The following is a 22,987-nucleotide window of genomic DNA, read 5'->3' as shown; positions in this document are numbered from 1 at the left end:
GGATACCGTACTGATGAGGATGGCTGGGCCGCATTCGGGCAACCACCGCCGACCGCTGCCCCTGGAAGCCTCTCGCGGCCTACTGTTGTGGGGTGCGCCTGTCGTGCGCGGCTGCCTGATGCGCTTTCAGCCGTGATGGCATGACATCGGGGCCATCGCGTGGCATCGGCATCGCCGGCTGTGAGAGGGACGGGCATGAAACCCACCGAAAGCGCCGACCCGTCACCTGAATCCGGCGGGGAGACACCGCCCGTGCGGGCGGGCCGGCTCGGTGTCCTGGGTGCCAGGACACCGGAGACCCGCGCCCTGGACACCACGGCGGGCACACCGGGACACGAGCGGCGGCGCACCGCGCTGCCCCTCGCCCTCGTCGGCCTCGCCGCCGTGGTGCTCGCCGCCGGCATCGCCTCCGCACTGACCAACCGTCAGGCGCTGTTCCCCGGCGGTTCCGTGGGGTGGGGACTCGCCCTGCTCACCGGCATCATCGTCGGCCACCTCGTCGCCCTGGGCCGCGACCGCTGGTGGGGAGGCACCGGATCCGGTGCGGCGCTCACCCTCGGCGTCCTGATCCTCTACGGCTGGATCCCCGCCGGACTCGTCTCCCTGGCCGTGGTCTCCCTCGTCGGGGCCGCCCGCCGGCAGCGCTGGCGCCAGGGCCTGCTGCACGGCTCCGTCGACATCCTCGGGATCGGCGCGGGGGCCCTCGTCCTCGCGGCCTTCGGCGACGCGCCGAGCGTCGAGGGGCCGTGGCTGCCCCTGGACTGGGACCTCGCCGCCGCCCCCGAGGTGGTCCTCGTCGCCCTCTCCTACCTGCTGGTCACCCGGATCCTGCTGTGGTTCGCGCTCACCCCGCGCGGCGGCGGGCTGCCCACCGTGGCCCGCGCGACCATCCTGCGCCAGGCCCTGGTCGCCGCGGCCCTGCTCGGCATCGCCCCGCTGATCTGCGTGGTCGCCAGCACCCAGCCGGTCCTGCTGCCGCTGTTCGCCGTACCCCTCATCGCCCTCGACTCCACCCTGTGGATCGCCCGGGCCCGCGCCGAGGAACAGCTGCGCGACCCGCTGACCGGGCTGCCGAACCGGCAGTGGCTGCTGGAGCGCGCCTGGTCCGCGCTGGACGACGCCGAACGCCAGGGCACCCGGTCGGCCCTCGTGCTGATCGACCTGGACCGCTTCCGCGCCGTCAACGACACCCTCGGCCACCTCGCGGGCGACCGGCTGCTGCTCCAGATCGCCGAGCGGCTGCGGCAGGCGCTGCCGGCCGACGCCGAGGCCGCCCGGCTCGGCGGCGACGAGTTCGCTGTCCTCCTGCCCACCACCGACTCCACCACCAGCGCCCAGCGCGTCGCCCGCAACCTGGTCGCCGAGCTCAGCTCCCCGCTGGACCTCGACGGCCTCACCCTGGTGCTGGAGGCCAGCGCCGGCCTCGCCGTCTTCCCCGACCACGCGCTGGACGCGGAAGGCCTGCTGCGCCGGGCGGACGTGGCCATGTACCAGGCCAAGCGGGACCGCACGGGCGTCGAGGTCTACGAGTCCAAGCGCGACAGCAACACGCCCGACCGGCTCGGCCTCCTCGGCGACCTGCGCCGGGCCCTCGACGCCGGCGAGGTGGAACTCCACTACCAGCCCAAGGTCCGCTTCGACGGCCAGGTGGCCGGCCTGGAGGCGCTGGTCCGCTGGGTGCACCCCGAACGCGGGCGGGTCCCGCCCGACGAGTTCATCGCCATCGCCGAGACCTCCGGGCTGATGCCGCACCTGACGGAGTACGTCCTGGAGACGGCCCTCGCCCAGGTCGCCCGCTGGCGGGCGCAGGGCCTGAAGGTCCCCGTCGCCGTCAACGTCTCGCCGCGCGACGTCCACACCCCCGGCTTCGCGGGAGCCGTCGCCGCCCGGCTGGCCCGGCACGGGGTCCCGGCCAGCGGCCTCCAGCTGGAGATAACGGAACACGTCCTGCTGGAGGACCCGCAGCGGGCCGCCGACACCATGGCGGGCCTCACGGGCCACGGGGTGAAGATGTCCCTGGACGACTTCGGCACGGGCTACTCCTCGCTGGTGCACCTGCGCCGGCTGCCGGTGAGCGAGCTGAAGATCGACCGCTCCTTCGTCGCCCGCCTCGCGGTGGACGCGCAGGACGCGGAGATCGTCCGCTGCACGGTCGACCTGGCCCACTCCCTGGGCCTGCTCGTGGTCGCCGAGGGCGTCGAGGACGACGAGACCTGGGAGCGGCTGCGCGACCTGGGCTGCGACGCCGTCCAGGGGTGGCTGGTCGCCGCCGCCATGCCGCCGCAGGAGGCCACCGCCTGGCTGCTGGCCCGGGGCGAGCGCGGCTGGCGCCGCCCGGCCGACATCACCGCCGAGCTCGCCGCCGCCGCGGAGACCCCGGCCCCGTAGCGGTCCCCGGCGGGGCCGCCGCCGCGCGGGGAGACGGCCCCGCGCGGCGGCGCGCCCGCACCGCGGCCGAAGGCCGGCCGCAAACCGTTTAGCAGGTCCAGGGGCGGGCCCCATAGGATTGGGGCCGAAACCTACACACTCACCCCCAGAGGATCGCTGCATGCCTGGCATCACGCGCGAGGAGGTCGCCCACCTCGCTCGGCTGGCACGTCTGGAACTGAAGAGCGAAGAGCTCGACCACTTCGCCGGACAGCTCGACGACATCATCGGCGCGGTCGCCCGCGTTTCCGAGGTCGCCGACCAAGACGTCCCGCCGACCTCCCACCCGCTGCCGCTGACGAACGTCATGCGCGCGGACGAGGTCCGTCCCTCGCTCACCCCCGAGCAGGCGCTTTCCGGCGCTCCCGCCCAGGAGCAGCAGCGTTTCAAGGTGCCGCAGATCCTGGGGGAGGACTAATCACCATGGCTGACACCCACATCATCAAGCTCACGGCCGCCCAGACCGCCGAGAAGATCGCCTCCGGCGAGCTCACGGCCGTCGAGGTCACCGAGGCCCACCTCGCCCGCATCGAGGCGACGGACGAGAAGGTCAACGCCTTCCTGCACGTCGACCGCGAGGGCGCGCTCGCCCAGGCGGCGGCCGTCGACGCCAAGCGCGCGGCCGGCGAGGAGCTGGGCCCGCTGGCCGGCGTCCCGCTCGCCCTCAAGGACATCTTCACCACCGTCGGGGTCCCGACCACCGTCGGTTCGAAGATCCTCGAAGGCTGGATCCCGCCGTACGACGCCACCCTGACGCGCAAGCTCAAGGAAGCCGGCGTCGTCATCCTCGGCAAGACCAACATGGACGAGTTCGCCATGGGGTCCTCCACCGAGAACAGCGCCTACGGCCCCACCGGCAACCCCTGGGACCTCACCCGGATCCCCGGCGGCTCCGGCGGCGGTTCCGCGGCCGCGCTCGCCGCCTTCCAGGCCCCGCTCGCCATCGGCACGGACACCGGCGGCTCCATCCGCCAGCCCGCCGCCGTCACCGGCACCGTCGGCGTGAAGCCCACCTACGGCGGCGTCTCCCGCTACGGCATGGTGGCCTTCTCCTCCTCCCTCGACCAGGGCGGCCCGTGCGCCCGTACGGTCCTGGACGCGGCCCTCCTGCACGAGGTCATCGCCGGCCACGACCCGCTGGACTCCACCTCCATCGACGCCCCGGTCCCGCCGGTCGTCGAGGCGGCCCGCAACGGCTCCGTCGCCGGCATGCGCGTCGGTGTGGTCAAGCAGTTCGCCGGCGAGGGCTACCAGGCCGGCGTCGTCCAGCGCTTCAACGAGTCGGTGGAGCTCCTCAAGGAGCTCGGCGCCGAGATCGTCGAGCTGGACTGCCCGTCCTTCGACCTCGCCATGGCCGCGTACTACCTGATCGCGCCGTCCGAGGCCTCCTCCAACCTGGCCCGCTTCGACGCCATGCGCTACGGCCTGCGCGTCGGCGACGACGGCACGAGGTCCGCCGAGGACGTCACCGCCCTGACCCGTGAGGCCGGCTTCGGCGACGAGGTCAAGCGCCGCATCATCCTCGGTACGTACGCGCTCAGCTCCGGCTACTACGACGCGTACTACGGCTCGGCCCAGAAGGTCCGCACGCTCATCACCAAGGACTTCGAGAAGTCCTTCGAGCAGGTCGACGTGATCGTCTCCCCGACGACCCCGACCACCGCCTTCGCGATCGGTGAGCGCACCGACGACCCGCTGGCGATGTACCTCGCCGACCTGTGCACCATCCCGACCAACCTGGCCGGCAACTCCGCCATGTCGCTGCCCTGCGGCCTGGCACCGGAGGACGGTCTCCCGGTCGGACTGCAGATCATCGCCCCGGCGATGAAGGACGACCGCCTGTACAAGGTCGGTGCCGCCGTCGAGGCCGCCTTCGTCGAACGCTGGGGCCACCCGCTGCTCGAGGAGGCTCCGTCGCTGTGAGTTCCAGTGCACTGTCCAAGGCCAAGGGCTTCAAGAAGTCCAAGTCCGGCACCTACCTGTCGATCGGCACCACCGCTTTCGGTGCCATCAGCGTGATCAAGCAGGCCCGCAAGGCCCGCACCGAGCACGACACGCTGAAGCTCATCGACGCCGTTGTGTCCGCCGCCGCCATCGCCACCGGCCTCGCGATCCTGTACCGCGAGCTGAAGCGCCTCGGCGACGACGACGTCCTGCTGGGCTGAGAGGGAAAGTTTCACCGTGACCACCTTCACCGAACTGCTGTCGTACGAGGACGCCCTCGCGTCGTACGACCCCGTCATGGGCCTCGAGGTCCATGTCGAGCTCGGCACCAAGACCAAGATGTTCTGCGGCTGTTCCACCGAGCTGGGCGCCGAGCCCAACTCGCAGACCTGCCCGACCTGCCTCGGTCTGCCCGGCTCGCTCCCGGTCGTCAACGCGATCGGCGTCGAGTCCGCCGTCAAGATCGGCCTCGCGCTGAACTGCGAGATCGCCGAATGGTGCCGCTTCGCCCGGAAGAACTACTTCTATCCGGACATGCCGAAGAACTTCCAGACCTCCCAGTACGACGAGCCCATCGCCTTCAACGGCTACCTGGACGTCCAGCTGGAGGACGGCGAGATCTTCCGCGTGGAGATCGAGCGCGCCCACATGGAGGAGGACACCGGCAAGTCGCTGCACGTCGGCGGCGCCACCGGCCGTATCCACGGCGCGTCCCACTCCCTGCTGGACTACAACCGCGCCGGCATCCCGCTCATCGAGATCGTCACCAAGCCCATCGAGGGCGCGGGCGAGCGGGCCCCCGAGGTCGCCAAGGCGTACGTGGCCGAGCTGCGCGAGGTCATCAAGGCCCTCGGCGTCTCCGAGGCCCGCATGGACAAGGGCCAGATGCGCTGCGACGTGAACCTGTCGCTGCGCCCGAACGGGACGAAGGAATTCGGCACCCGCTCGGAGACGAAGAACGTCAACTCGCTGCGCTCCGTCGAGCGCGCGGCCCGCTTCGAGATCCAGCGCCACGCGGCGGTGCTCTCGTCGGGCGGCTCGATCGTCCAGGAGACCCGGCACTTCCACGAGGAGGACGGCTCCACCACGGCCGGCCGCATCAAGGACAACGCCGAGGACTACCGCTACTTCCCCGAGCCGGACCTGGTCCCCGTCGCCCCGGCCCGCGCCTGGGTCGAGGAGCTGCGCGCCGGGCTGCCGGAGATGCCGCGCGTGCGCCGCAACCGCCTCCGTGAGGAGTGGGGCGTCAGCGAGCACGACATGCAGTCGATCCTCAACGCGGGTGCGGTGGACTCCATCGTCGCCACCATCGAGGAGGGCGCCGACTCCACCGCCGCCCGCAAGTGGTGGATGGGCGAGCTGGCGCGCAACGCCAACGAGCAGGGCGTCTCGGTCGACGAACTGCCGATCACCCCGGCCCAGGTGGCCCGGATCGCGGCCCTGGTCGCGGCCGGCGACCTGAACGACAAGCTGGCGCGCCAGGTCATCGAGGGCGTCCTCGGCGGCGAGGGCACCCCGGACGAGGTCGTCGACAAGCGCGGCCTGAAGGTCGTCTCGGACGAGGGCGCGCTCGGCGCGGCCGTGGACGAGGCCATCGCGGGCAACGCGGCCATCGCCGACAAGATCCGCGGCGGCAAGGTCGCCGCCGTCGGCGCGCTGGTCGGCGCGGTCATGAAGACCACCCGCGGCCAGGCCGACGCGGCCCGCGTCAAGGAGCTCATCCTGGAGCGCCTCGGCGTCGAGGGCTGACCCCGGGCAGTCGCTGACGAAGGCCCCGCACCGGACCCCGGTGCGGGGCCTTCGCCGTGCCCGGGCGCGGCCCCCGCGCCGTGTCCGGATGTGACGGGGAATCGTCATTGCCGCCATGCCGGGGCCGCGTGAGGATGGGGTCATGCCCACTCCCCACCGGGTCGTCATCGCGGTCTTCCCCGACGTCGACCTCCTCGACGTCACCGGCCCGGCCGAGGTCTTCGCCCTGGCCAACCGGGAGACCGGCGGGCGGGCCGGTTACGAGGTCACCCTCGCGGGGCCCGCGGCCGGACCGGTGCGGACCTCGGCCGGGGTGCGGCTGCTCGCGGACACCGCCTTCGGCGAGGTCGGCGGACGGGTGGACACCCTGCTGGTGCCGGGCGCGGTCGACATGACCGAGGACGGTCCGGTCGCCCGGACCGACGACGCCGTCGTGGCCTGGGTGCGGGAGACCGCCCCGCACGCCCGGCGGGTGGCGTCGGTGTGCGTGGGGGCGCACCTGCTGGCGGCGGCCGGGCTGCTGGACGGGCGTACGGCGACCACCCACTGGTCGACCGCCGTCCAACTGGCGGCCGAGTACCCGCGGGTCACGGTCGACCCCGATCCGATCTTCGTCCGCGCCGACCGGGGCCGGCTGTGGACCGGGGCCGGGATCAGCGCCTGTCTGGACCTGGCGCTGGCCCTCGTCGCCGAGGACCTGGGCGAGCAGGCCGCGCTGGCGGTGGCCCGGCAGCTGGTGATGTACCTCAAGCGGCAGGGCGGCCAGAGCCAGTTCTCGGTGCCGCTCAGCCGGCCGGCCGCCGGCCGCCGGGACATCGACGACCTGCGGCTCTACATCGCCGACCACCTCGACGCGGACCTGTCCGCACCGGCCCTCGCGGCCCGGATGTGCCTGAGCGAGCGGCACTTCGCCCGCGTCTTCACCCAGGAGACCGGCACCAGTCCCGCCGCCTACGTCGAAGCGGCCCGCATCGAGGTGGCCCGGCGCGTGCTGGAGACCACCGACAGCCCGCTCGACCAGGTCGCGGCCGCGGCCGGTCTCGGCTCGGCGGAGACCCTGCACCGGGCCTTCCGCCGGCAGCTCGCCACGACCCCGGCGGCCTACCGCCGGCGGTTCCGTACGCAGGCCGGCTGAGGCCACCACCCGTGGGAGGAGCGGGGGCGGCTCCGCCATGCCTTCTTCCGTGTCATTCATCCCCTTTGGAGGGTTTTTCATGAGCGCGAACACGAACACGAACACGAACTCCGGCTCGAGCGCGGGCGCGGCCTCCGCGACCCTGCGCGAGGTGGTCGGGCTGGACGGGCGTCCGGCCCGGCTGGCGGACTCCGTCCTGGTGATGATCGACTTCCAGAACACCTACCGCACCGGCGTGATGGCCCTGGACGGCGTCGAGGAGGCGCTCGCGGCGGGCGCCCGGCTGCTGGAGCGCGCCCGCGCCGCCGGAGCGCCGGTGGTGCACGTCGTCAACGACGGCGGCGAGGGCGGCCCGTACGACGTCCGCGCCCGGATCGGCGCCATCAGCGACGAGGTCGCCCCGGCCGAGGGGGAGCCGGTGGTGGTCAAGCAGGCTCCGAACGCCTTCCACGCCACCGAGCTGGAGAAGGTCCTCGCCGGCCTGGGCTTCGGCACGGGCAGCGGGAAGGACCTGGTGCTGGCCGGGTTTATGACGCACATGTGCGTCAGCTTCACCGCGGAGGGCGCCTTCTACCGCGGCTACCGGCCCACCGTGGTCGCCGAGGCCACCGCCACCCGCGCCCTGGCCGCCCCGGACGGTACGGTCCTGCCCGCCGCGGCCCTCCAGGCCGCCGCCCTCACCACCGTCGCCGACCTCTTCGGCGTGGTGGTCCCCGAGGTGGACGGGCTTCTGTAGTGATCGCTAGCCAAATGGGGTAGGTTTCTTTCTGTAGCGACCGCTACGGAAAGAACTGGGGGATCAGCATGTCCGCGACCACGTCCACGGCCCACCCGGCCCACTACGCCCGCACCGTCCGTACGGAGAGCGGCGGCCCCGGCCTGCTGCTGGCCCACGGGGCGGGCGGGTCGGTGGAGGCCAACTTCGGGCCGCTGCTGGACGCGCTCGCCGCCCGGCACAGCGTCGTCGGCGTCGACTACCCCGGCGCCGGGGGCACCCCGAAGTCCGGGGAGCCGCTGAGTCTCGACGAGCTGGCCGACCGGCTGGTGGCCGCCGCGGACGCCGAGGGGCTGGAGCGGTTCGCGGTGCTCGGCTACTCGCTCGGCGGGAACGTGGCCGTCCGGGTCGCCACCCGGTACCCCGAGCGGGTCACCGCGCTCGTGCTCACCGCCAGCTTCGCGCGGGCCGGGCACGGCATCGGGCTGGTGGGGGAGCTGTGGTCCGAGCTGGCCAGGCGCGGGGAGAACGAGCTGCTCGCGCGGCTCCTCGTACCGCTCGTGCTCAGTGAGGAGCAGCTGGAGGCGCTGAGCCCCGGGCAGCTGGAGGACGCGGTGCGGGGGACCGCGTCCACGGTGCCGCCCGGGAGCGGGGACCACGCCGCCCTGATCAAGGGCACGGACCTGCGCGCGGAACTCGCGGGGATCGGCGTACCGGTCCTGGTCGTCGAGACGACCCGGGACCGGCTCGTGCCGCGGGCCGCCCAGCAGGAGCTGGCGCGGGCCCTGCCGGACGCCCGGCGCGCGGAACTGCCCACCGGGCACCTTCCGTTCGCCGAGCGCCCCGTGGAATGGGCCGCCCTGGTCACGGAGTTCCTCAGCGGGCGTCCGGCGCGCTGAGGAAGGCCAGGCGGGCCGGCTTCGCCGGGAGGTAGACCTCCGGCAGGTCGATCTCCGGCAGCTCGACCTCGGGGCCGAGCTCGAAGCCCGTCCGCTCCAGCAGGGCGATGGCCTTGGCGTTGCGGGCGTCCGGCTCGCCGACGACGCGGCGGGTGGCGGGGTCGGAGAACACGTACGTGATGAAGGCGCTCATCAGGGCCCCGGTGAAGCCGTGCTCGACGCCGCCCTTGCCAGGACCGATCAGCAGGTGCACGCCGACGTCCCCGGGCAGGACGTCGTAGCACTCGCTGACCCGGTCCTCGGCGCACTCGTACGTCTGGAAGAGCGCGACCGGCTCGCCGTCGCGGTGGACCATGAACGCGTGGTGGGTCGTGCGGCGGTCGACGTCCTCGTAGATCTCCTGGACCAGTTCGCGGCTGGCCCCGGCCATGCCCCAGAAGCGGGCCCGCTCCTCGGTGACCCAGGAGTGGATCAGCGCGGAGTCGGCGGCGGGGTCGACGGGGGTGATGGTGACCGTCCCGAAGCCCTCGACGTGCTGGGTGTGGACGGGCGTACGGGTGGACGCGGGGGCGGCGGCGGAGCCGGTGCTCATACGGATTCCTTGGTGAGGCGGGCCCAGTCGGTGATGACGGGGACGAGTTCGCAGCGTGCCCAGAGGGGGAGCTGGTCGCGGTGGTGGGGGGAGCCGCTGACGCCGTCCGCGCCCAGCGGGACCGCCCAGAGGCTGTCCTCGCGGCGGGCCAGGTCCCAGACGTAGCGGGCCGCGGAGGCGCGGGCGGCGCGGTCGGTGAACCCGGGGACGGAGGAGGTGGCGTTGACGCAGTCGTGGTCGCCGCCCAGGCCCGGCCACTCGGCGTCCGGGTCGGGCAGTGCCGACCAGGGGGCGAGGAGGTGGAGGCCGGACCAGGGGGTGTCGTGGGCGCCGGCCCCGGCCGTCTCCTCCAGGGCGGCGCGCACGTGCGCGGCGCGGTCGAGGCCGGGGAGGAGGCCGGTGGTGAGCAGGCCCTCCAGGGCGTAGCCGACGCGGGGCAGGAGGTACAGCCAGGGGTGGAAGACCTCCGGGCCGGCGGGGGCCGGGGCCAGGCCGGCGAAGACGGGGTCGGCGGCGAGGCGGCGTACGGTCGCGCTGCGGAAGGCGGCGAAGGCGGCGGCGTCGGTGCTGTCGGCCGCCATGTGCCGGTCCCAGGCGAGGAGCCGATCGCGCAGCCGGGCGGCGGCGGGGGAGAGGCCGTCGGGGGCGGGCAGCAGGGCGAGCAGCGGCCCGGCGGAGGCCAGGTAGGTGTCGGCGTGCACGTCGGCCATGGCCTTCGGGGACCAGTCGGACGAGCCGCCGAGCAGCTCCCGGATCCGGTCGGCGCGGTGCGGGGGCGCGAACTCCACGCCGAGCGGGGACGCGATCCCGCGCGCGTTGGCCATGACGGCGAAGCCCTGGACCGGCTCGGCGGGGGTGGCCGCCCAGCCCCGCCAGGCGTGCCGGGCGTCCCAGGCGGGCACCGGCCGGAGCCGGTTCGCGCCGTCGCGCAGCGGGACGGCCCCGGCGACGCGGTGCAGCAGGCCGCCCTCGGAGTCGGCGGCGTGGACGACGTTGACCGGCTCGGCCCAGCCGTCGAGGGCGCGGTCGACGTCGGCGACGGTACGGGCGCGGAGCAGCGCGGGCAGGGCGGCGAAGCCCAGGTCGCGGCGGACGCGCGGCGGGTAGCGCAGGGCGAGGGCGTCGGCGCCGTCGGGGACGAGGCCGTCGGCGTCGCCCTGGACGACGAGCGGGCCGCGCGGGGTCTCCAGGACCTCCACCTCCACGTCGGCGGCGCCGGCCACGGCGATGGTCTCGGTGTGCCGGGTGACGGGCTCCCAGGCGCCGTCGGGCCCGAGCGCCTCCAGGCCGTCGCCCGCGGGGCGCAGCCGCTCGGCGTAGAGGTCCTGGTAGTCGGCCATGGCGTTGGTGATGGCCCAGGCGGTGCTGCCGGTGTGGCCGAAGTGGGCGAGGCCGGGGACGCCGGGGACGGCCAGGCCGAGGACGTCGTACTCGGGGCAGGAGAGGCGTATCTGCTGGTAGACGCCCGGGTCTTCAATGAACCGGTGCGGGTCGCCCGCGATGATCGCGGCGCCGGTGGCGGTCCGTTCGCCCGGGACCAGCCAGCCGTTGCTCCCGGCGGTGCCGGGGCCGTCGGTGGCGAAGAGGGTGGCGGCGCCGTCACCGAGGACGCGGGCGACACGCTCGCGCCAGAGCTTGGTGGCGAAGCCGGCGAAGAGGACGTGGGTGGCGATCCAGACCGACAGCGGGACCCAGGGCTCCCAGGGGGTGGGGGTGTGGCCGGTGCGGGCGAAGCGCTCGTCACGGGCGGCCCCCTCGGCGAGGCCGGAGTTGACGCCGTCGACGTAGGCGCGCAACCAGGCGGCGGTGTCCTCGTCGAGGGCCTCGTGGCAGCGGCGGGCGGTGTCGTCGAGGCGGGCCTGGCGGGCGAAGCGGTCCCAGGGGACGCAGTCCGCGCCGAGGAAGGCGGCGCTGGAGCCCTGGGCGCGGTGCCGTTCCACTTCGATCTGCCAGGCCCGGTCGAGGGCGGTGACCCGGCCCTGGGCGTAGGAGAGGTGGGCGGGGTCGGCTGCGCGCAGGTGCGGGATGCCCCAGCTGTCGCGGTAGACCTCGTAGGGCTCTGTAGTCACAACTGCTCACGTCTCCCCGGGCGTCTTAGGTTAGGCTGGCCTTACTATAAGGGTGTCAGGGGGAGGGGCGGACATGGCGGTCGGCAAGGGCTGGGAGGGCGTGGTCCTCAAGCTGCTGCGCGGCAAGGACTTCACGTTCACGGTCACCGCGGTGGAGGAGGTCACCGAGCACTTCCGCCGGGTCCGCTTCAGCGACGGCGGGCTGCTGGCCGCCGCCGGCGCCTCCCTGCATCCGACCATGTGGGTCCGGGTCTGGTTCCCGGGCGGCAGCCGTCCGCACCAGCGGGCCTACACCCTCGTCGACCCCGACCCGGCGGCCGGGACCTTCGCCTTCGAGTTCGCCCTGCACGACGGGCTCGCCAGCCGGTGGGCGCGCACGGCCGCGCCGGGGGACACCCTGGAAGCCACCGTCCAGGGCACCGGCTTCACGGCGCCGGACCCGGAGCCGGAGCGGCTGCTGGTGATCGGCGACCCGGCCTCCCTGCCGGCCGTCAACTCCCTGCTGGACGCCTACCCGCGCACCCCGGCCGTCATCTGGTTCGAGACCCAGCACGACTCCGACGCGGACCTGCCCGTGCGCGCCGACCCGGACCGGCACGACGTCCGGCGGGTGGCGCGCGGCGGGTCGGCGCTGGCCCGGCGGGTGCGGGCCGAACTGCCGGAGCTGCTGGGCCCGGACCCGGCCGACGCGTACGTCTGGCTGGCCTGCGACACGGCGACCACCCGGGACCTGGCGGGATACCTCAGGAAGGAACTCGGCCTGCCGAAGCAGCGCGTGAACAGCCTGGGCTACTGGCGCGCCGCTTAGGGGGCACCCACGCCGCCCGGCTACGCACCGACCGTGCCGTCGACGGCCTCGCGGAGGAAGTCCGCGTGGCCGTTGTGGCGGGCGTACTCGTGGATCATGTGGAGCATCACCAGGCGCAGCGAGGCCTCCTGCTCCCACTTGGCGACGTACGCCGTCACCTCCAGGGACTCGGCGGCCGCCTCGACGGCGCGGGAGTGCTCCACCTCCGCCTCCCACGCGGCGAACGCCTCGGCGCGGGTCGCGGTCGTGGCGTCGTACGCGGCCTGGAAGTCGTGGTCGTCGGACCACAGGTGCGGTACGTCCGCGCCGCCGACCGTGCGCCGGAACCAGTGCCGCTCCACCTCGGCCATGTGCCGCACCAGCCCCAGCAGGGACAGGGTCGAGGGCGGCGACGCCTGCCGCCGCAGCTCCTCGTCGCCGAGCCCCTCGCACTTCCAGGCGAGGGTGGCCCGGTGGAAGTCGAGGTAGGCCCGGAGCGTCTCGCGTTCCCCGCCGGTCAGGGGCGGGCCGACGCGTTCCGTGTTCTGCATGCCGAGATCCTCCCGGGTCAGGGGCGGGTGCCCCGCCAGATGTAGGGGGTCGTCACCCCGAGCACGCCGAAGCCCAGGCGCTCGAGGATCGGGCGGCTGTCGGCCGAGGCGTCGACCTGGAGGTACGGGATGTTCCGGGCCGCCGCCACGCGGGCGCGGTGGGCCACCAGCAGGCGGTAGATGCCGCGGCCGCGCCACTGCGGGGCGGTGCCGCCGCCCCACAGGCCGGCGAAGGCGCTGCCCGGCCGCATCTCCATCCGGGCCGCGCTGACCGGGACGTCCCCGGCCATCGCCAGCACGGCCTCGATGGTGTCCGGCTCGTCCCGCAGCAGCGTGAGCATCTGCTCCCGGATGCGGGGGCGCTCGGTGCCGAAGGCGCGGTGGTGCACCTCCATCATCAGGTCCACCCCCGCCTCGTCCGTCACCACCCGCAGCGTGATCCCCTCCGGCGGCTCCACCGGCAGCGCGGCCAGGTCGGCCGTGCGCGCCACCACCAGGGTCTCCGGCGCCTCCGGCACGAACCCCGCCGCGCGCAGCCGGTCCCCGAGGTCCGCCGGGCGGTCGTGGGAGTACAGCTTCCACTCGAACTCCGGCCCGCCGTCCTCCTCTCCGCGCGCCCCGAAGTGCGCGACCTGCGCCGCGATCTCCGCGTCCGCGGTGTCCTCGTCGAGGTCCGACCAGAGCACGCCGTTCCAGCCGAGCCCCGGCACGGTCTGGCGCACGATCCGGCCCGTCCGCTCCACCCGCGCGTGCGCGCCGTCGGGCTGCGCGTCGCGTCTCATCTCGGCGTCGTAGCGGTCGCGCACCTTCAGCAGTTCATCTTGATCCATCGTCATGCCGGCCAGCTGACCAGGTGCGGGCCCGTACGGACAACTGCATTAGCCTCACACCGTGACTGACGACTCCGCCATCTACACGGGCAAGGCCACTCCCGACGCCGCCGCCGACCGGGGCTGGCTCCTCGGCCACTTCAAGAGCCCCGGCGATCCCCGCCACAGCGAGGACGTCGAGATCAAGTGGGGGGTCCACCCCAAGGGCGAGGAGCGCGACCGGTGGGTGACCGGCGAGCGCCGCACCGCCCTCCAGGTGCTCGTCAGCGGCCGGTTCCGGCTGGAGTTCCCCGGCCGCACCGTGGTCCTCGCCGAGCAGGGGGACTACGTGGTCTGGGGACGCGGGGTCGACCACTCCTGGTACGCGGAGGAGGACTCGGTGGTCCTCACCGTGCGCTGGCCCTCGCTCCCCGGCTACCGGGCCGACGAGCCGTCCGCCCCCGAGCACCAGTGACCAAGGTCCCGCATCCCGCCACATGCCTGTGATGATGCACACGAATCCAGCCAACGATCACGAAAGGCTGGAATCGTGTCAATCGTTCATGAGTTCTTTGCGTCGGGCCACCTCCCGGTGAAGATCCGAACCACCAGGGAGCACGTCCGTTGGCAGCAATCGCACGGTGGTGCCTGCGGCACCGCCTGGTGACCGTCCTGATCTGGCTGCTGGCCCTCGGCGGTACCGCCGCGGCTGCCGGAGCGGCCGGCGCCGCGTTCTCCAACGACTACGAGGTCCCCGGCACCGAGTCCGCCAAGGCCCACGCCCTGCTGCGCGAAGGCTTCCCGGGCCAGGGCGGCGACACCGACACCATCGTGTGGCGGGCCCCGGACCACCGGACGGTACGCACCCCCGAGATCCAACAGCGCATGACCCGCGCCCTGGACGCCGTCGCGGCCCTGCCCGGCGTGGCATCCGTCGCCGGTCCCTACGCACCCGGCCCCGCCGGCGCCGCGCAGATCAGCCCCGACGGCCGCACCGCCTACGCGGTGGTCACCTTCGGCCGGCCGGCCGACTCCGTCCCCAAGGCCCAGGCCAAGGCCGTCCTCGACACCGCGAAGAACCCCGCCACCCAGGCCGACGGCCTCCAGGTCGAACTCGGCGGCCGCGCCATCGGCCTGACCGAGGCGCCCAGCGCCCACCTCGCCGAGGTCATCGGCGTCGGCATCGCCGCCGTGGTCCTCTTCCTCGCCTTCGGCTCCCTCGCCGCGAGCCTGCTGCCCATCGCGACCGCCCTCGTCAGCGTCGGCAGCGCCTACTTCGGCATCACCCTCCTCGGCCACGCCATGCCCGTCGCCGACTTCGCCCCGATGCTCGGCACCCTCGTCGGCCTCGGCGTCGGCATCGACTACGCCCTGTTCATCGTCACCCGGCACCGCAAGGGCCTGGGCCGCGGCCTCACCGTCGAGGAAGCCGCCGCGAACGCCGTCGCCACCACCGGCCGGGCCGTCGTGTTCGCCGGGGCAACCGTCTGCATAGCCCTGCTCGGCATGCTGGTGCTCCGGCTGGACTTCCTCGACGGCGTCGCGATAGCCGCCTCCCTCACCGTGGTGCTCACCGTGGCGGCCTCCGTCACCCTGCTGCCCGCCCTCCTCTCGTACATCGGCATACGGGCCCTTACGCGCCGCGAACGGCGCAAGCTCGCCGCCGAGGGCCCCCGGCCCCAGCCGCCCACCGGATTCGCCGCCCGCTGGTCGGCCTTCGTCGAGCGCCACCCCAAGCCGCTCGGCCTGGTCGCGGCGCTGCTGATGGCCGTGCTCGCACTGCCGACCCTCTCGCTCCACCTCGGCACCTCCGACCAGGGCAACAACCCGGCCGCCTCCACCACCCGCAAGGCCTACGACCTGCTGGCCGACAGCTTCGGGCCCGGCACGAACGGCCCGCTCAGCGTCGTCGCCCGGCTCGACGGCGCGGGCGACCGCCTCGCCTTCGAGCGGCTGACGGACGCCCTGCGCACCACCGAGGGCGTCGCCTCCGCCGGCCCGGCCGTCTTCAACCGCAGCGGGGACACCGCCGTCCTCACCGTCGTCCCCGACTCCGCCCCCCAGTCCAGGGCCACCAGCGAACTGGTCGACACCCTGCGCCGGGACGTCGTCCCCCGCGCCGCGCACGGCAGCACCGCGGACGTCCACGTCGGCGGGGTGACGGCCGGCTACGACGACTTCGCCGAGGTGATCGTCGGCAAGCTGCCGCTCTTCGTCGGGGTGGTCATCGCACTCGGCTGCGTCCTGCTGCTGCTCGCCTTCCGGTCCATCGGCATACCGCTCAAGGCCGCCGCCATGAACGTCGCCGCCGTCGCCTCCTCCTTCGGCGTCGTCGTCGCGATCTTCCAGTGGGGCTGGGGGAGCGAACCGCTGGGCCTGGGCAGCGCCGGACCGATCGAGCCCTTCCTGCCGGTGATCATGGTGTCGGTGCTCTTCGGGCTCTCCATGGACTACCAGGTCTTCCTGGTCAGCCGGATGTACGAGGAATGGCTGGAGACCGGCGACAACCGGCGGGCCGTCCGCGTCGGTCTCGCCGAGACCAGCCGGGTGATCAACTCGGCGGCCGTCATCATGATCTCCGTCTTCCTGGCCTTCGTCCTCAGCGGCGACCGGCTCATCGCGATGTTCGGCATCGCGCTCGCCGCCGCCGTCGCGCTCGACGCCTTCGTCCTGCGCACCCTGCTCGTCCCCGCCCTCATGCACCTGCTCGGCGGCGCCAACTGGTGGATCCCCGCCTGGCTCGACCGCCGGCTGCCCCGCATCAGCATCGAGCCGCCGGAACGGTCCGTTCCCCGTGCGACACTTCCGACGCAGCGGCCGGAGGCGGACCACGCCGAGCCGGCCCGCACGCCCCGCTGACCGGTCACGAGCCGTAAGGAAGCACAGATGTTCGCGATAGACCTGGCCGACGACGCCCAGCTGTTCCCGCTGGAGGTGTGGCACGCCGAGGAGTTCCTGGCGCACATGGACCGGGGCCGCGAGTTCATCGGCCGCTTCATCGGCCTGCCGGACCGCGTCACCGACCTCGCGTCGGCGCGGCACCTGCTCGGCTCCAAGGCGGAAGAGGCCGCCAGGGACGGCGCCCGGCTCTACGGCATCCGCGTCGAGGGCACCCTCGTCGGCGGGGTCCTCTTCCGGACCTTCGACGCCGCGGCGGGCAACTGCGAGGTCGGCTGCTGGCTGGAGCCCGCCGCGGCCGGCCGGGGCCTGGTCACCAAGGCCTGCCGGATCCTGATCGACTGGGCCTTCGACGTACGCGGCATGCACCGCGTGGAGTGGCACGTGGCCGCCGGCAACGAGAAGAGCATCGCCGCCGCCGAGCGCCTCGGACTGACCCGCGACGGCGTCATGCGGCAGAACCACCTCCACCGCGGCGTCCGCCAGGACACCGAGATCTGGGCCGTCCTCGCCCACGAACGGGCCGCCGCCCGCCAGGCGTAGCCACCACCGCGGGCCCCGCCGGGGGCCCGCGGCCCACCCGCGCGGGGGACCGCACACACCTCTCAGGAACCTCTCAGAAACGCCGCCTACGGTGCCCCGCATGGACACCACGAAGACCGCCGTCCCCACCGCCCCCGACACGGACGCGGACGCCCCCGAGGACAAGCCGGCCGCTCCCGGGACGGCAGCCGCCGACCCCGCCGCCCGCCTCGACGCCGAGCAGACCGGCACCACCGAGGACGCCGCCGAAGCGGCCGCCGACGCCGACGAGAGCGACGCGGACGCCCAGGACCTCCCCGAGCGGAGCACCGGCGTCGGAGCCGCCGCGTCCGCCGTCGTCGCCGCGGGCCTCGGCCTCGTCGCCCTCAGCGGAAGCTGGGTCTCGCGCGTCGCCGCCGAACGCCAGACGCTCATAGGCCAGATCGAATCGGTCAGCGCGACCACCGCCAAGGAGAAGATCGCCGCCCTGTACGGCGACGCCTGGCACATGACCGCCCTCGTCAACGGTGTCCTGTCCACCCTCGCCCTCCTCCTCGCCGTCCTCGTCCTCGCCGGCCCCGCCTTCGGCGCCCCCGGCCGGATCCACCCCGCCTGGGTCCGCTCCGTCTCCTGGGCCGCCGTGGCCCTCGGCCTCCTCGGCGTCCTGCTCTTCGGCCTCATGTACTTCGACCTGCTCTTCCCGCTCCCCACGGCCGCCCAGTAGGCACCGCCTTACGCGATCTCCCGCCCCGCCTTAGGCCGCCCCAGGCCGTCTCAGGCCCCCCGGACCCCGGCCTAAGGACCCCGGCACCGCGGAGATGCGGCATGAGCCCCATGTGCCGCACCCCTCTGGGACGCGAATCTTGGATCACACCGAACGAGGTGCCCGAGAGAGCAACCAGGGAGAACGAGATGTTCGAGTACGAGATCGCCACCGCCCGCCGCGCCGACCTCATCCGCGAGGCCGACCGGTACCGGGCCGTCCGGGAGGCCAAGAAGGCCGCCCGCACCTCTCGGAGCCAGGAATCCGAGAGGACGGTGAGTCGCCACCGCGGCCTCTTCACCCGCGCCGCGTAACCCGCGTCGCGGACCACGGGAGCCGAGGCGAGATGACGAGCGCAGCGATAACGACTGCCGCCGGACCGGACCTGTGTGCGATGCTCGGCGGCGTGGAGACCAGATCTGTCAGCCCGGTGTTCGTCGGCCGAGCCGACGAACTGGCCGCCCTCGTCGACGCCTTGGGGCGCGCCGCCGCCCAGGAGCCGCAGGCCCTGCTCATCGGCGGAGAAGCCGGAGTCGGCAAGACCCGCCTGACCGAGGAGTTCCTCACGGAGGCCGCCCGCCGCGGCGCCGTGGTGGCCGTCGGAGGCTGCGTGGAGATCGGGGCGGAGGGACTTCCCTTCGCCCCCTTCTCCACTGCCCTGCGCACCCTGCTGCGCCTGCTCCCCGGCGAACTGGCCGAAGCCGCCGCCGGCCAGGAGGACGAACTCGCCCGCATCCTCCCCGAACTCGGCGAGACCCCCCGCGGCCCCCACGACGAGGAGAGCACGGCCCGGCTCTTCGAACTGACCGCCAGGATGCTGGAACGCCTCGCCGCCGACCGCACCGTCGTGCTCGTGCTGGAGGACCTCCACTGGGCGGACACCTCCACCCGGCACCTGCTCGCCTACCTCTTCCGCACCCTCGCCCGCGGCCGGCTCGTCCTCGTCGCGACCTACCGCGCCGACGACATCCACCGCCGCCACCCGCTGCGCCCGCTGCTCGCCGAACTCGACCGGCTCCGCACCGTCCACCGCATCGAACTGTCCCGCTTCAACCGGGCCGAGGTGCGCCGCCAGCTCGCCGGGATCCTCGCCTCGCAGCCGGAGGAGAGCTTCGTCGACTCCGTCTTCGACCGCTCCGACGGCAACGCCTTCTTCGTCGAGGAACTCGTCGCCTGCCGGGAGAGCGGCTGCCGCACCGGCCTCACCGAATCCCTGCGCGACCTCCTGCTCGTCCGCGTCGAGGTACTGCCCGACGCCGCCCAGCGCGTGGTGCGCATCGTCGCCGAAGGCGGCTCCACCGTCGAGTACGCCCTGCTGCGCGCCGTCGTCAGGCTCGGCGAGGACGAACTCATCGAAGCCCTGCGTGCCGCGGTCGGCGCCAACATCCTCCTCGCCACCACCGACGGCGACGGCTACCGCTTCCGCCACTCGCTGGTCCGCGAGGCCGTCAGCGACGACCTGCTGCCCGGCGAGCGCGCCCGCGTCAACCGCCGCTACGCCGAGGCCGTGGAGGACGACGAATCCCTGGTCCGCGCCGAGGAGCGGCTCATCCGGCTGGCCAACTACTGGTACGCGGCCAACGACCCCGCCAAGGCCCTGCCCGCCGTCCTCGCCGCCTCCGTCACCGCCCGCCGCCGGCACGCCTACTCCGAGCAGCTCAGCCTGCTGGAACGGGCCATGGACCTGTGGGACAGCACCCCCGACGAGGTCCGCTCCGCCCTGCGCCCCGCCGACTACACCGAGGTCTACCCGCCCTGCGGCTGCGACCCCGCCACCACCCCGCTCCAGCGCCTCGACCTGCTCGCCGAGGCCACCGTCGCCGCCCGCTTCGGCGGCGAACGCGAACGCGCCCTGAAACTCACCAAACTCGCCCTGCGCACCCTCGACGAAGACGGCGAAGACCCGCTGCGCGCCGCCTGGTTCTGGACCGAGCGCTCCCGGCTCGTCGCCAACCTCGGCCGGGGCGACGGCTGGCACGAGATAGCCACCGCCCAGGAACTGGTCAAGGGGCTGCCCCCGTCCCAGGTACACGCCGACGTCCTCGTCCGGGCCGCGGGCTGGGGCATGCTCCACAACCCCGGCCCCGGCAACCTCGCCGCCGCCGAACGGGCCGTGGAGTACGCCCGCATGATCGGAGCCGAGGAGACCGAGCTCAACGCCCGGATCACCTACGGCTGTCTGCTCACCGATGCCGGCGACGGCACCACCGGCCTCGCCGAACTGCACGCGGTCAAGGACCGCGCCACCGAACTCGGACTCACCGTGGTCGCGGGTCGCGCTCACGTCAACATCACCTCTCAACTCGAAGCCATGGGCCGGTCCCGCGAAGCCGTGGAACTGGCCGAACAAGGGGTCGAACTCGTCAGCAGGTCCCGGCTCCTGGACACCGAGGCCTGGGTCTGCGGGAACATGGCGGAGAGCCTGTACAGCCTCGGCCGCTGGGACGAGGCCGCCGAGGCCGCCCGCCGCACCCTGCGCGTCGGCCAGAGCGCGGCCCCGCGCGGCTCCGCCTCCGCCCGCCTGGCCTACCTCGCCCTGGCCCGCGGCGAACTCACCGAGGCCGCCCAGCAGCTCGCCGCCGCCCACGCCCACTTCGGCACCCACGACCGCCAGCCCCAGCACCGGCTCCCGCTCTACCGGCTGGCCATCGGCCTGGCCGACGGCGAGGGCCGCATCGCCGACGTCCGCGCCGAGACCGCCGACGCCGTGGCCCACGGCTTCCCGCTCGGCCAGCACCGCTACGCCTGGCCACTGCTGCTGGCCTCCGCCTCAGCCGAAGCGGACGCCCGGGGCCTGCCCGTGGCCGACGCCGGACGGGACGCCGCCCTGGAGGTGCTGCGCACCGCCGCCCGGACCCTGGCCACCCCGGTCCCCGTCTGGGTCGCGCACGCCGAGTACCTGCGGGCCGAACTGCTCCGCGCCGAGGCCCGGGACACCGTCGCCGACTGGACAGCGGTCGAGGCGGCCGTACGCCCCCTCCAGCGCCCGTACCTGCTCGCCCGCGCCCGCCACCGGCTCGCCGAGGCGCTGCTCGTCTCGGGAGGGGACCGCGAGACCGCCGCCGACCTGCTCCGCGACGCCCACGCCGCCGCCGACCGGCTCGGCTCCCGGCGGCTCCGGGAGGACCTGGCCCTGCTCGCCCAGCGCGCCCGGCTCCCGCTCACCGCCGAGGAGGCCCACCCGGCCGCGCCGGTCCCGGACACCGACCCCATCGAGGCCCTGGGCCTGACCAGCCGTGAACGGGACGTCCTGCGGCTCGTCGCGGCCGGCAGCACCAACCGCCGGATCGCGGAGGAGCTCTTCATCTCCCCGAAGACGGCCAGCGTGCACGTCTCCAACATCCTGGCCAAGCTGGGAGTCGCGAGCCGGGGCGAGGCCGCGGCCCTCGCCCACCGGCTGCACCTCTTCCGCGCGCCGCTCGCCCCGGCGGCGGCGTCCCCCGCGGCCCCGGGAGGCCGTTCCTAGGGTTCCTCGCCCCCGTCGGCTCCGCCCGGCTCAGACGCCCCGCCGGGCTCCGGGGCCCCGCCCGGCTCGGGGGTGTCGGCCGGGCGTATGAGCACCTTGCCGGAGTCCAGGTCTATGGGACCCCGTCCCGGGTCGGCGTCAGCGACGTCGGTCCGGGACAGCTCCAGCCGCTTCTTCTCGTCGTGCGCGTGCTTGCGTCCCGGGTTGAAGAGTTCTTCGATCATGTTGAACACCGCGCTCGCCCTGCCTTCCGCCCCCTCCGGAGCCGCTCAGGTCACCGCACCGTCAGTCTCAGGATCCTGTCGTCGCCGGGCTCCGGCGACCCGCGCCCGTCCGTCTCGCTCGTGACCAGCAGCAACTGGTCCCCGTCGAGGGGCACCACCGTGCGCAGCCGGCCGTACTTCCCCTGGAGGAACGCCTCCGGCTCCGCCGCGGCGGCGGCACCCTTCAGCGGGATCCGCCACAGCCGCTCGCCCTTCAGCCCGGCCATCCAGATCGAGCCCTCCGCCCAGGCGATCCCGCTGGGCGAGGCATCGTCCGTCTTCCACACCGCCACCGGATCACGCAGTCCCGCCTTCCCGGCCTTCCCCTCCGCCTCCGGCCAGCCGTAGTTGCCCCCCGGCTCGACGAGGTTCAGCTCGTCCCAGGTGCGCTGGCCGAACTCGGAAGCCCAGAGCCGTTTGTCCTCGTCCCAGGCGAGCCCCTGCACATTGCGGTGCCCGAAGGAGTAGACGACCGAACCGGCCTCCGGATTGCCCGGTGCCGGCCGCCCGTCCGGCGTCATCCGCAGGATCTTCCCGCCCAGCGACTTCCTGTCCTGTGCCAGCCCCGTGTTCCCGGTCTCTCCCGTCCCGGCGTAGAGCATCCGGTCGGGGCCGAAGGCGATCCGGCCGCCGTTGTGGATGAGCCCCTTGGGGATCCCCCGCAACACCGTGTCGGGCGCGCCCAGTTGCTGACCCGCCGGTCTCTGCTCGTCGTACCGCATCCGGGCGATCCGGTTGTCGGACTCGGTCGTGAAGTACGCGTAGACCATCCGGTCCGAGGCGAAGTCCGGGGACAGCGCGAGCCCCAGCAGGCCGCCCTCCCCGCCCGGGGCCACCCCGGGCACCTTGCCGATCTCGGTCACCGCGCCCGTGTCCGTCCGCACCCGGCTGACCTTGCCCTGGTCGCGGGAGGCGACCAGCAGGTCCCCGCCGGGCAGCGGGGCCACACCCCAGGGAGACTCCAGGCCCTTGGCGACCTCGCCCGACACCGTCACCGACCCCTTCGCGGGCGGCCCCGACGCGTCCGCCGGCCCCGACGCCCCCGGGGACGCCGCTGTGGCCGGCGGCGAACCCGGTGGGGAACCGCCCGGCCCGGCCCGCTCACCGCCCGGCGCGGAACAGCCCGCCGCCAGCAGGGCTCCGCACCCGGCCAGCGCGAGCCAGGCCGGCACGCCCCGGCGCCGCGCGCGGCCTTCCCCGTACCCCGGCGCCCCGGCTCCCCGCAGCGCCCCGCCCCTGTGGAACTGCCCGTACCGCATCGTCCCGCTCCCCTCCGGTCGTCCGTCCCCTGCCCGGTGTCCTCCAGTCCTGCCCTTCACTCCACTCAACAGACCCGACCGGTCCCGAAGTTCCACCCCTCGTACACCCGATCGAGTGGACCTGGGAAACCGGAACGGA

General features: G+C 73.9%; 21 protein-coding genes. 15 read left to right on the top strand and 6 right to left on the bottom strand.

What is annotated here, in order from left to right; all coding sequences use genetic code 11:
- Positions 1-195 precede the first annotated feature (195 nt).
- The 8 genes from ABD973_RS08900 (at position 196) to ABD973_RS08865 (ending at position 8,869) form a co-directional block, all read left to right on the top strand.
- Positions 196-2,388 carry a putative bifunctional diguanylate cyclase/phosphodiesterase gene (locus tag ABD973_RS08900; RefSeq protein WP_125598444.1) on the top strand — a complete coding sequence of 731 codons (2,193 nt, stop codon included), beginning with the start codon at positions 196-198 and terminating at the stop codon, positions 2,386-2,388.
- A 160-nt stretch (positions 2,389-2,548) separates the two neighbouring features.
- On the top strand, positions 2,549-2,845 hold the full coding sequence (gene gatC / locus ABD973_RS08895; protein WP_007266718.1) for an Asp-tRNA(Asn)/Glu-tRNA(Gln) amidotransferase subunit GatC: 297 nt from the start codon (positions 2,549-2,551) through the stop codon (positions 2,843-2,845).
- A gap of 5 nt (positions 2,846-2,850) precedes the next feature.
- Positions 2,851-4,350 carry an Asp-tRNA(Asn)/Glu-tRNA(Gln) amidotransferase subunit GatA gene (gatA, locus tag ABD973_RS08890; RefSeq protein ID WP_125822585.1) on the top strand — a complete coding sequence of 500 codons (1,500 nt, stop codon included), beginning with the start codon at positions 2,851-2,853 and terminating at the stop codon, positions 4,348-4,350.
- Positions 4,347-4,592 carry a hypothetical protein gene (locus ABD973_RS08885; protein WP_125598451.1) on the top strand — a complete coding sequence of 82 codons (246 nt, stop codon included), beginning with the start codon at positions 4,347-4,349 and terminating at the stop codon, positions 4,590-4,592. Before gatA ends, ABD973_RS08885 begins: the two co-directional genes overlap by 4 nt.
- Before the next feature lie 16 nt (positions 4,593-4,608).
- Positions 4,609-6,120 (top strand): Asp-tRNA(Asn)/Glu-tRNA(Gln) amidotransferase subunit GatB, encoded by a 1,512-nt coding sequence (gatB, locus tag ABD973_RS08880; RefSeq protein ID WP_125598454.1) that lies wholly within the window; start codon positions 4,609-4,611, stop codon positions 6,118-6,120.
- Between the two features lie 142 nt (positions 6,121-6,262).
- Positions 6,263-7,255 (top strand): GlxA family transcriptional regulator, encoded by a 993-nt coding sequence (locus ABD973_RS08875; protein ID WP_125822586.1) that lies wholly within the window; start codon positions 6,263-6,265, stop codon positions 7,253-7,255.
- A 79-nt stretch (positions 7,256-7,334) separates the two neighbouring features.
- Entirely contained in the window at positions 7,335-7,991 is a 657-nt protein-coding gene (locus tag ABD973_RS08870; protein WP_345499654.1) for a cysteine hydrolase family protein, read from the top strand.
- A 68-nt stretch (positions 7,992-8,059) separates the two neighbouring features.
- Positions 8,060-8,869, top strand: a complete 810-nt coding sequence (locus tag ABD973_RS08865) for an alpha/beta fold hydrolase (RefSeq protein WP_345499652.1) — start codon at positions 8,060-8,062, stop codon at positions 8,867-8,869.
- On the opposite strand, the gene ABD973_RS08860 is transcribed toward ABD973_RS08865, so the two are convergent.
- Both ABD973_RS08860 and ABD973_RS08855 read right to left on the bottom strand, forming a co-directional pair.
- The gene (locus tag ABD973_RS08860) at positions 8,847-9,461 is read right to left on the bottom strand and encodes a GNAT family N-acetyltransferase (RefSeq protein WP_125822589.1); all 615 of its coding nucleotides are present in this window, start codon (positions 9,459-9,461) and stop codon (positions 8,847-8,849) included. The genes ABD973_RS08865 and ABD973_RS08860 overlap by 23 nt on opposite strands.
- Positions 9,458-11,530, bottom strand: coding sequence for a penicillin acylase family protein (locus ABD973_RS08855; RefSeq protein ID WP_345499649.1), 2,073 nt, complete (start codon positions 11,528-11,530; stop codon positions 9,458-9,460). Before ABD973_RS08855 ends, ABD973_RS08860 begins: the two co-directional genes overlap by 4 nt.
- 73 nt (positions 11,531-11,603) lie before the next feature.
- Here ABD973_RS08855 and ABD973_RS08850 point away from each other — a divergent pair, with 73 nt between their 5' ends.
- Positions 11,604-12,338 (top strand): siderophore-interacting protein, encoded by a 735-nt coding sequence (locus ABD973_RS08850; protein ID WP_125822591.1) that lies wholly within the window; start codon positions 11,604-11,606, stop codon positions 12,336-12,338.
- A 20-nt stretch (positions 12,339-12,358) separates the two neighbouring features.
- Here the strand turns inward: ABD973_RS08850 and ABD973_RS08845 are convergent, their stop codons facing one another.
- Positions 12,359-12,868, bottom strand: a complete 510-nt coding sequence (locus ABD973_RS08845) for a DinB family protein (protein WP_125601253.1) — start codon at positions 12,866-12,868, stop codon at positions 12,359-12,361.
- A gap of 17 nt (positions 12,869-12,885) precedes the next feature.
- Entirely contained in the window at positions 12,886-13,698 is an 813-nt protein-coding gene (locus ABD973_RS08840) for a GNAT family N-acetyltransferase (RefSeq protein WP_345504515.1), read from the bottom strand.
- Between the two features lie 61 nt (positions 13,699-13,759).
- Here ABD973_RS08840 and ABD973_RS08835 point away from each other — a divergent pair, with 61 nt between their 5' ends.
- The 6 genes from ABD973_RS08835 (at position 13,760) to ABD973_RS08810 (ending at position 21,326) form a co-directional block, all read left to right on the top strand.
- Positions 13,760-14,152: a cupin domain-containing protein gene (locus ABD973_RS08835; RefSeq protein ID WP_125822593.1), complete on the top strand. Its 393-nt coding sequence runs from the start codon at positions 13,760-13,762 to the stop codon at positions 14,150-14,152.
- A 149-nt stretch (positions 14,153-14,301) separates the two neighbouring features.
- Complete coding sequence (locus tag ABD973_RS08830; protein WP_345499644.1) at positions 14,302-16,536, top strand: MMPL family transporter; 2,235 nt, start codon at positions 14,302-14,304, stop codon at positions 16,534-16,536.
- Between the two features lie 27 nt (positions 16,537-16,563).
- Positions 16,564-17,118 (top strand): GNAT family N-acetyltransferase, encoded by a 555-nt coding sequence (locus ABD973_RS08825; protein WP_125822595.1) that lies wholly within the window; start codon positions 16,564-16,566, stop codon positions 17,116-17,118.
- Between the two features lie 100 nt (positions 17,119-17,218).
- Positions 17,219-17,821 carry a hypothetical protein gene (locus ABD973_RS08820; protein ID WP_125822596.1) on the top strand — a complete coding sequence of 201 codons (603 nt, stop codon included), beginning with the start codon at positions 17,219-17,221 and terminating at the stop codon, positions 17,819-17,821.
- 158 nt (positions 17,822-17,979) lie between these two features.
- A complete protein-coding gene (locus ABD973_RS08815) occupies positions 17,980-18,174 on the top strand; it encodes a hypothetical protein (protein ID WP_125601272.1) in 195 nt (64 codons plus the stop codon).
- A gap of 80 nt (positions 18,175-18,254) precedes the next feature.
- Positions 18,255-21,326 (top strand): helix-turn-helix transcriptional regulator, encoded by a 3,072-nt coding sequence (locus tag ABD973_RS08810; protein ID WP_345504513.1) that lies wholly within the window; start codon positions 18,255-18,257, stop codon positions 21,324-21,326.
- Here ABD973_RS08810 and ABD973_RS08805 read toward each other — a convergent pair.
- Both ABD973_RS08805 and ABD973_RS08800 read right to left on the bottom strand, forming a co-directional pair.
- Positions 21,323-21,559 (bottom strand): DUF6191 domain-containing protein, encoded by a 237-nt coding sequence (locus ABD973_RS08805; RefSeq protein WP_345499640.1) that lies wholly within the window; start codon positions 21,557-21,559, stop codon positions 21,323-21,325. The genes ABD973_RS08810 and ABD973_RS08805 overlap by 4 nt on opposite strands.
- Positions 21,560-21,600: 41 nt before the next feature.
- Positions 21,601-22,848 (bottom strand): PQQ-dependent sugar dehydrogenase, encoded by a 1,248-nt coding sequence (locus ABD973_RS08800; protein WP_345499638.1) that lies wholly within the window; start codon positions 22,846-22,848, stop codon positions 21,601-21,603.
- Positions 22,849-22,987 lie beyond the last annotated feature (139 nt).

Source organism: Streptomyces racemochromogenes, assembly GCF_039535215.1.
GTDB classification, from domain to species: Bacteria; Actinomycetota; Actinomycetes; order Streptomycetales; family Streptomycetaceae; genus Streptomyces; species Streptomyces racemochromogenes.
This window is presented reverse-complemented; position numbering and strand designations above follow the sequence as displayed.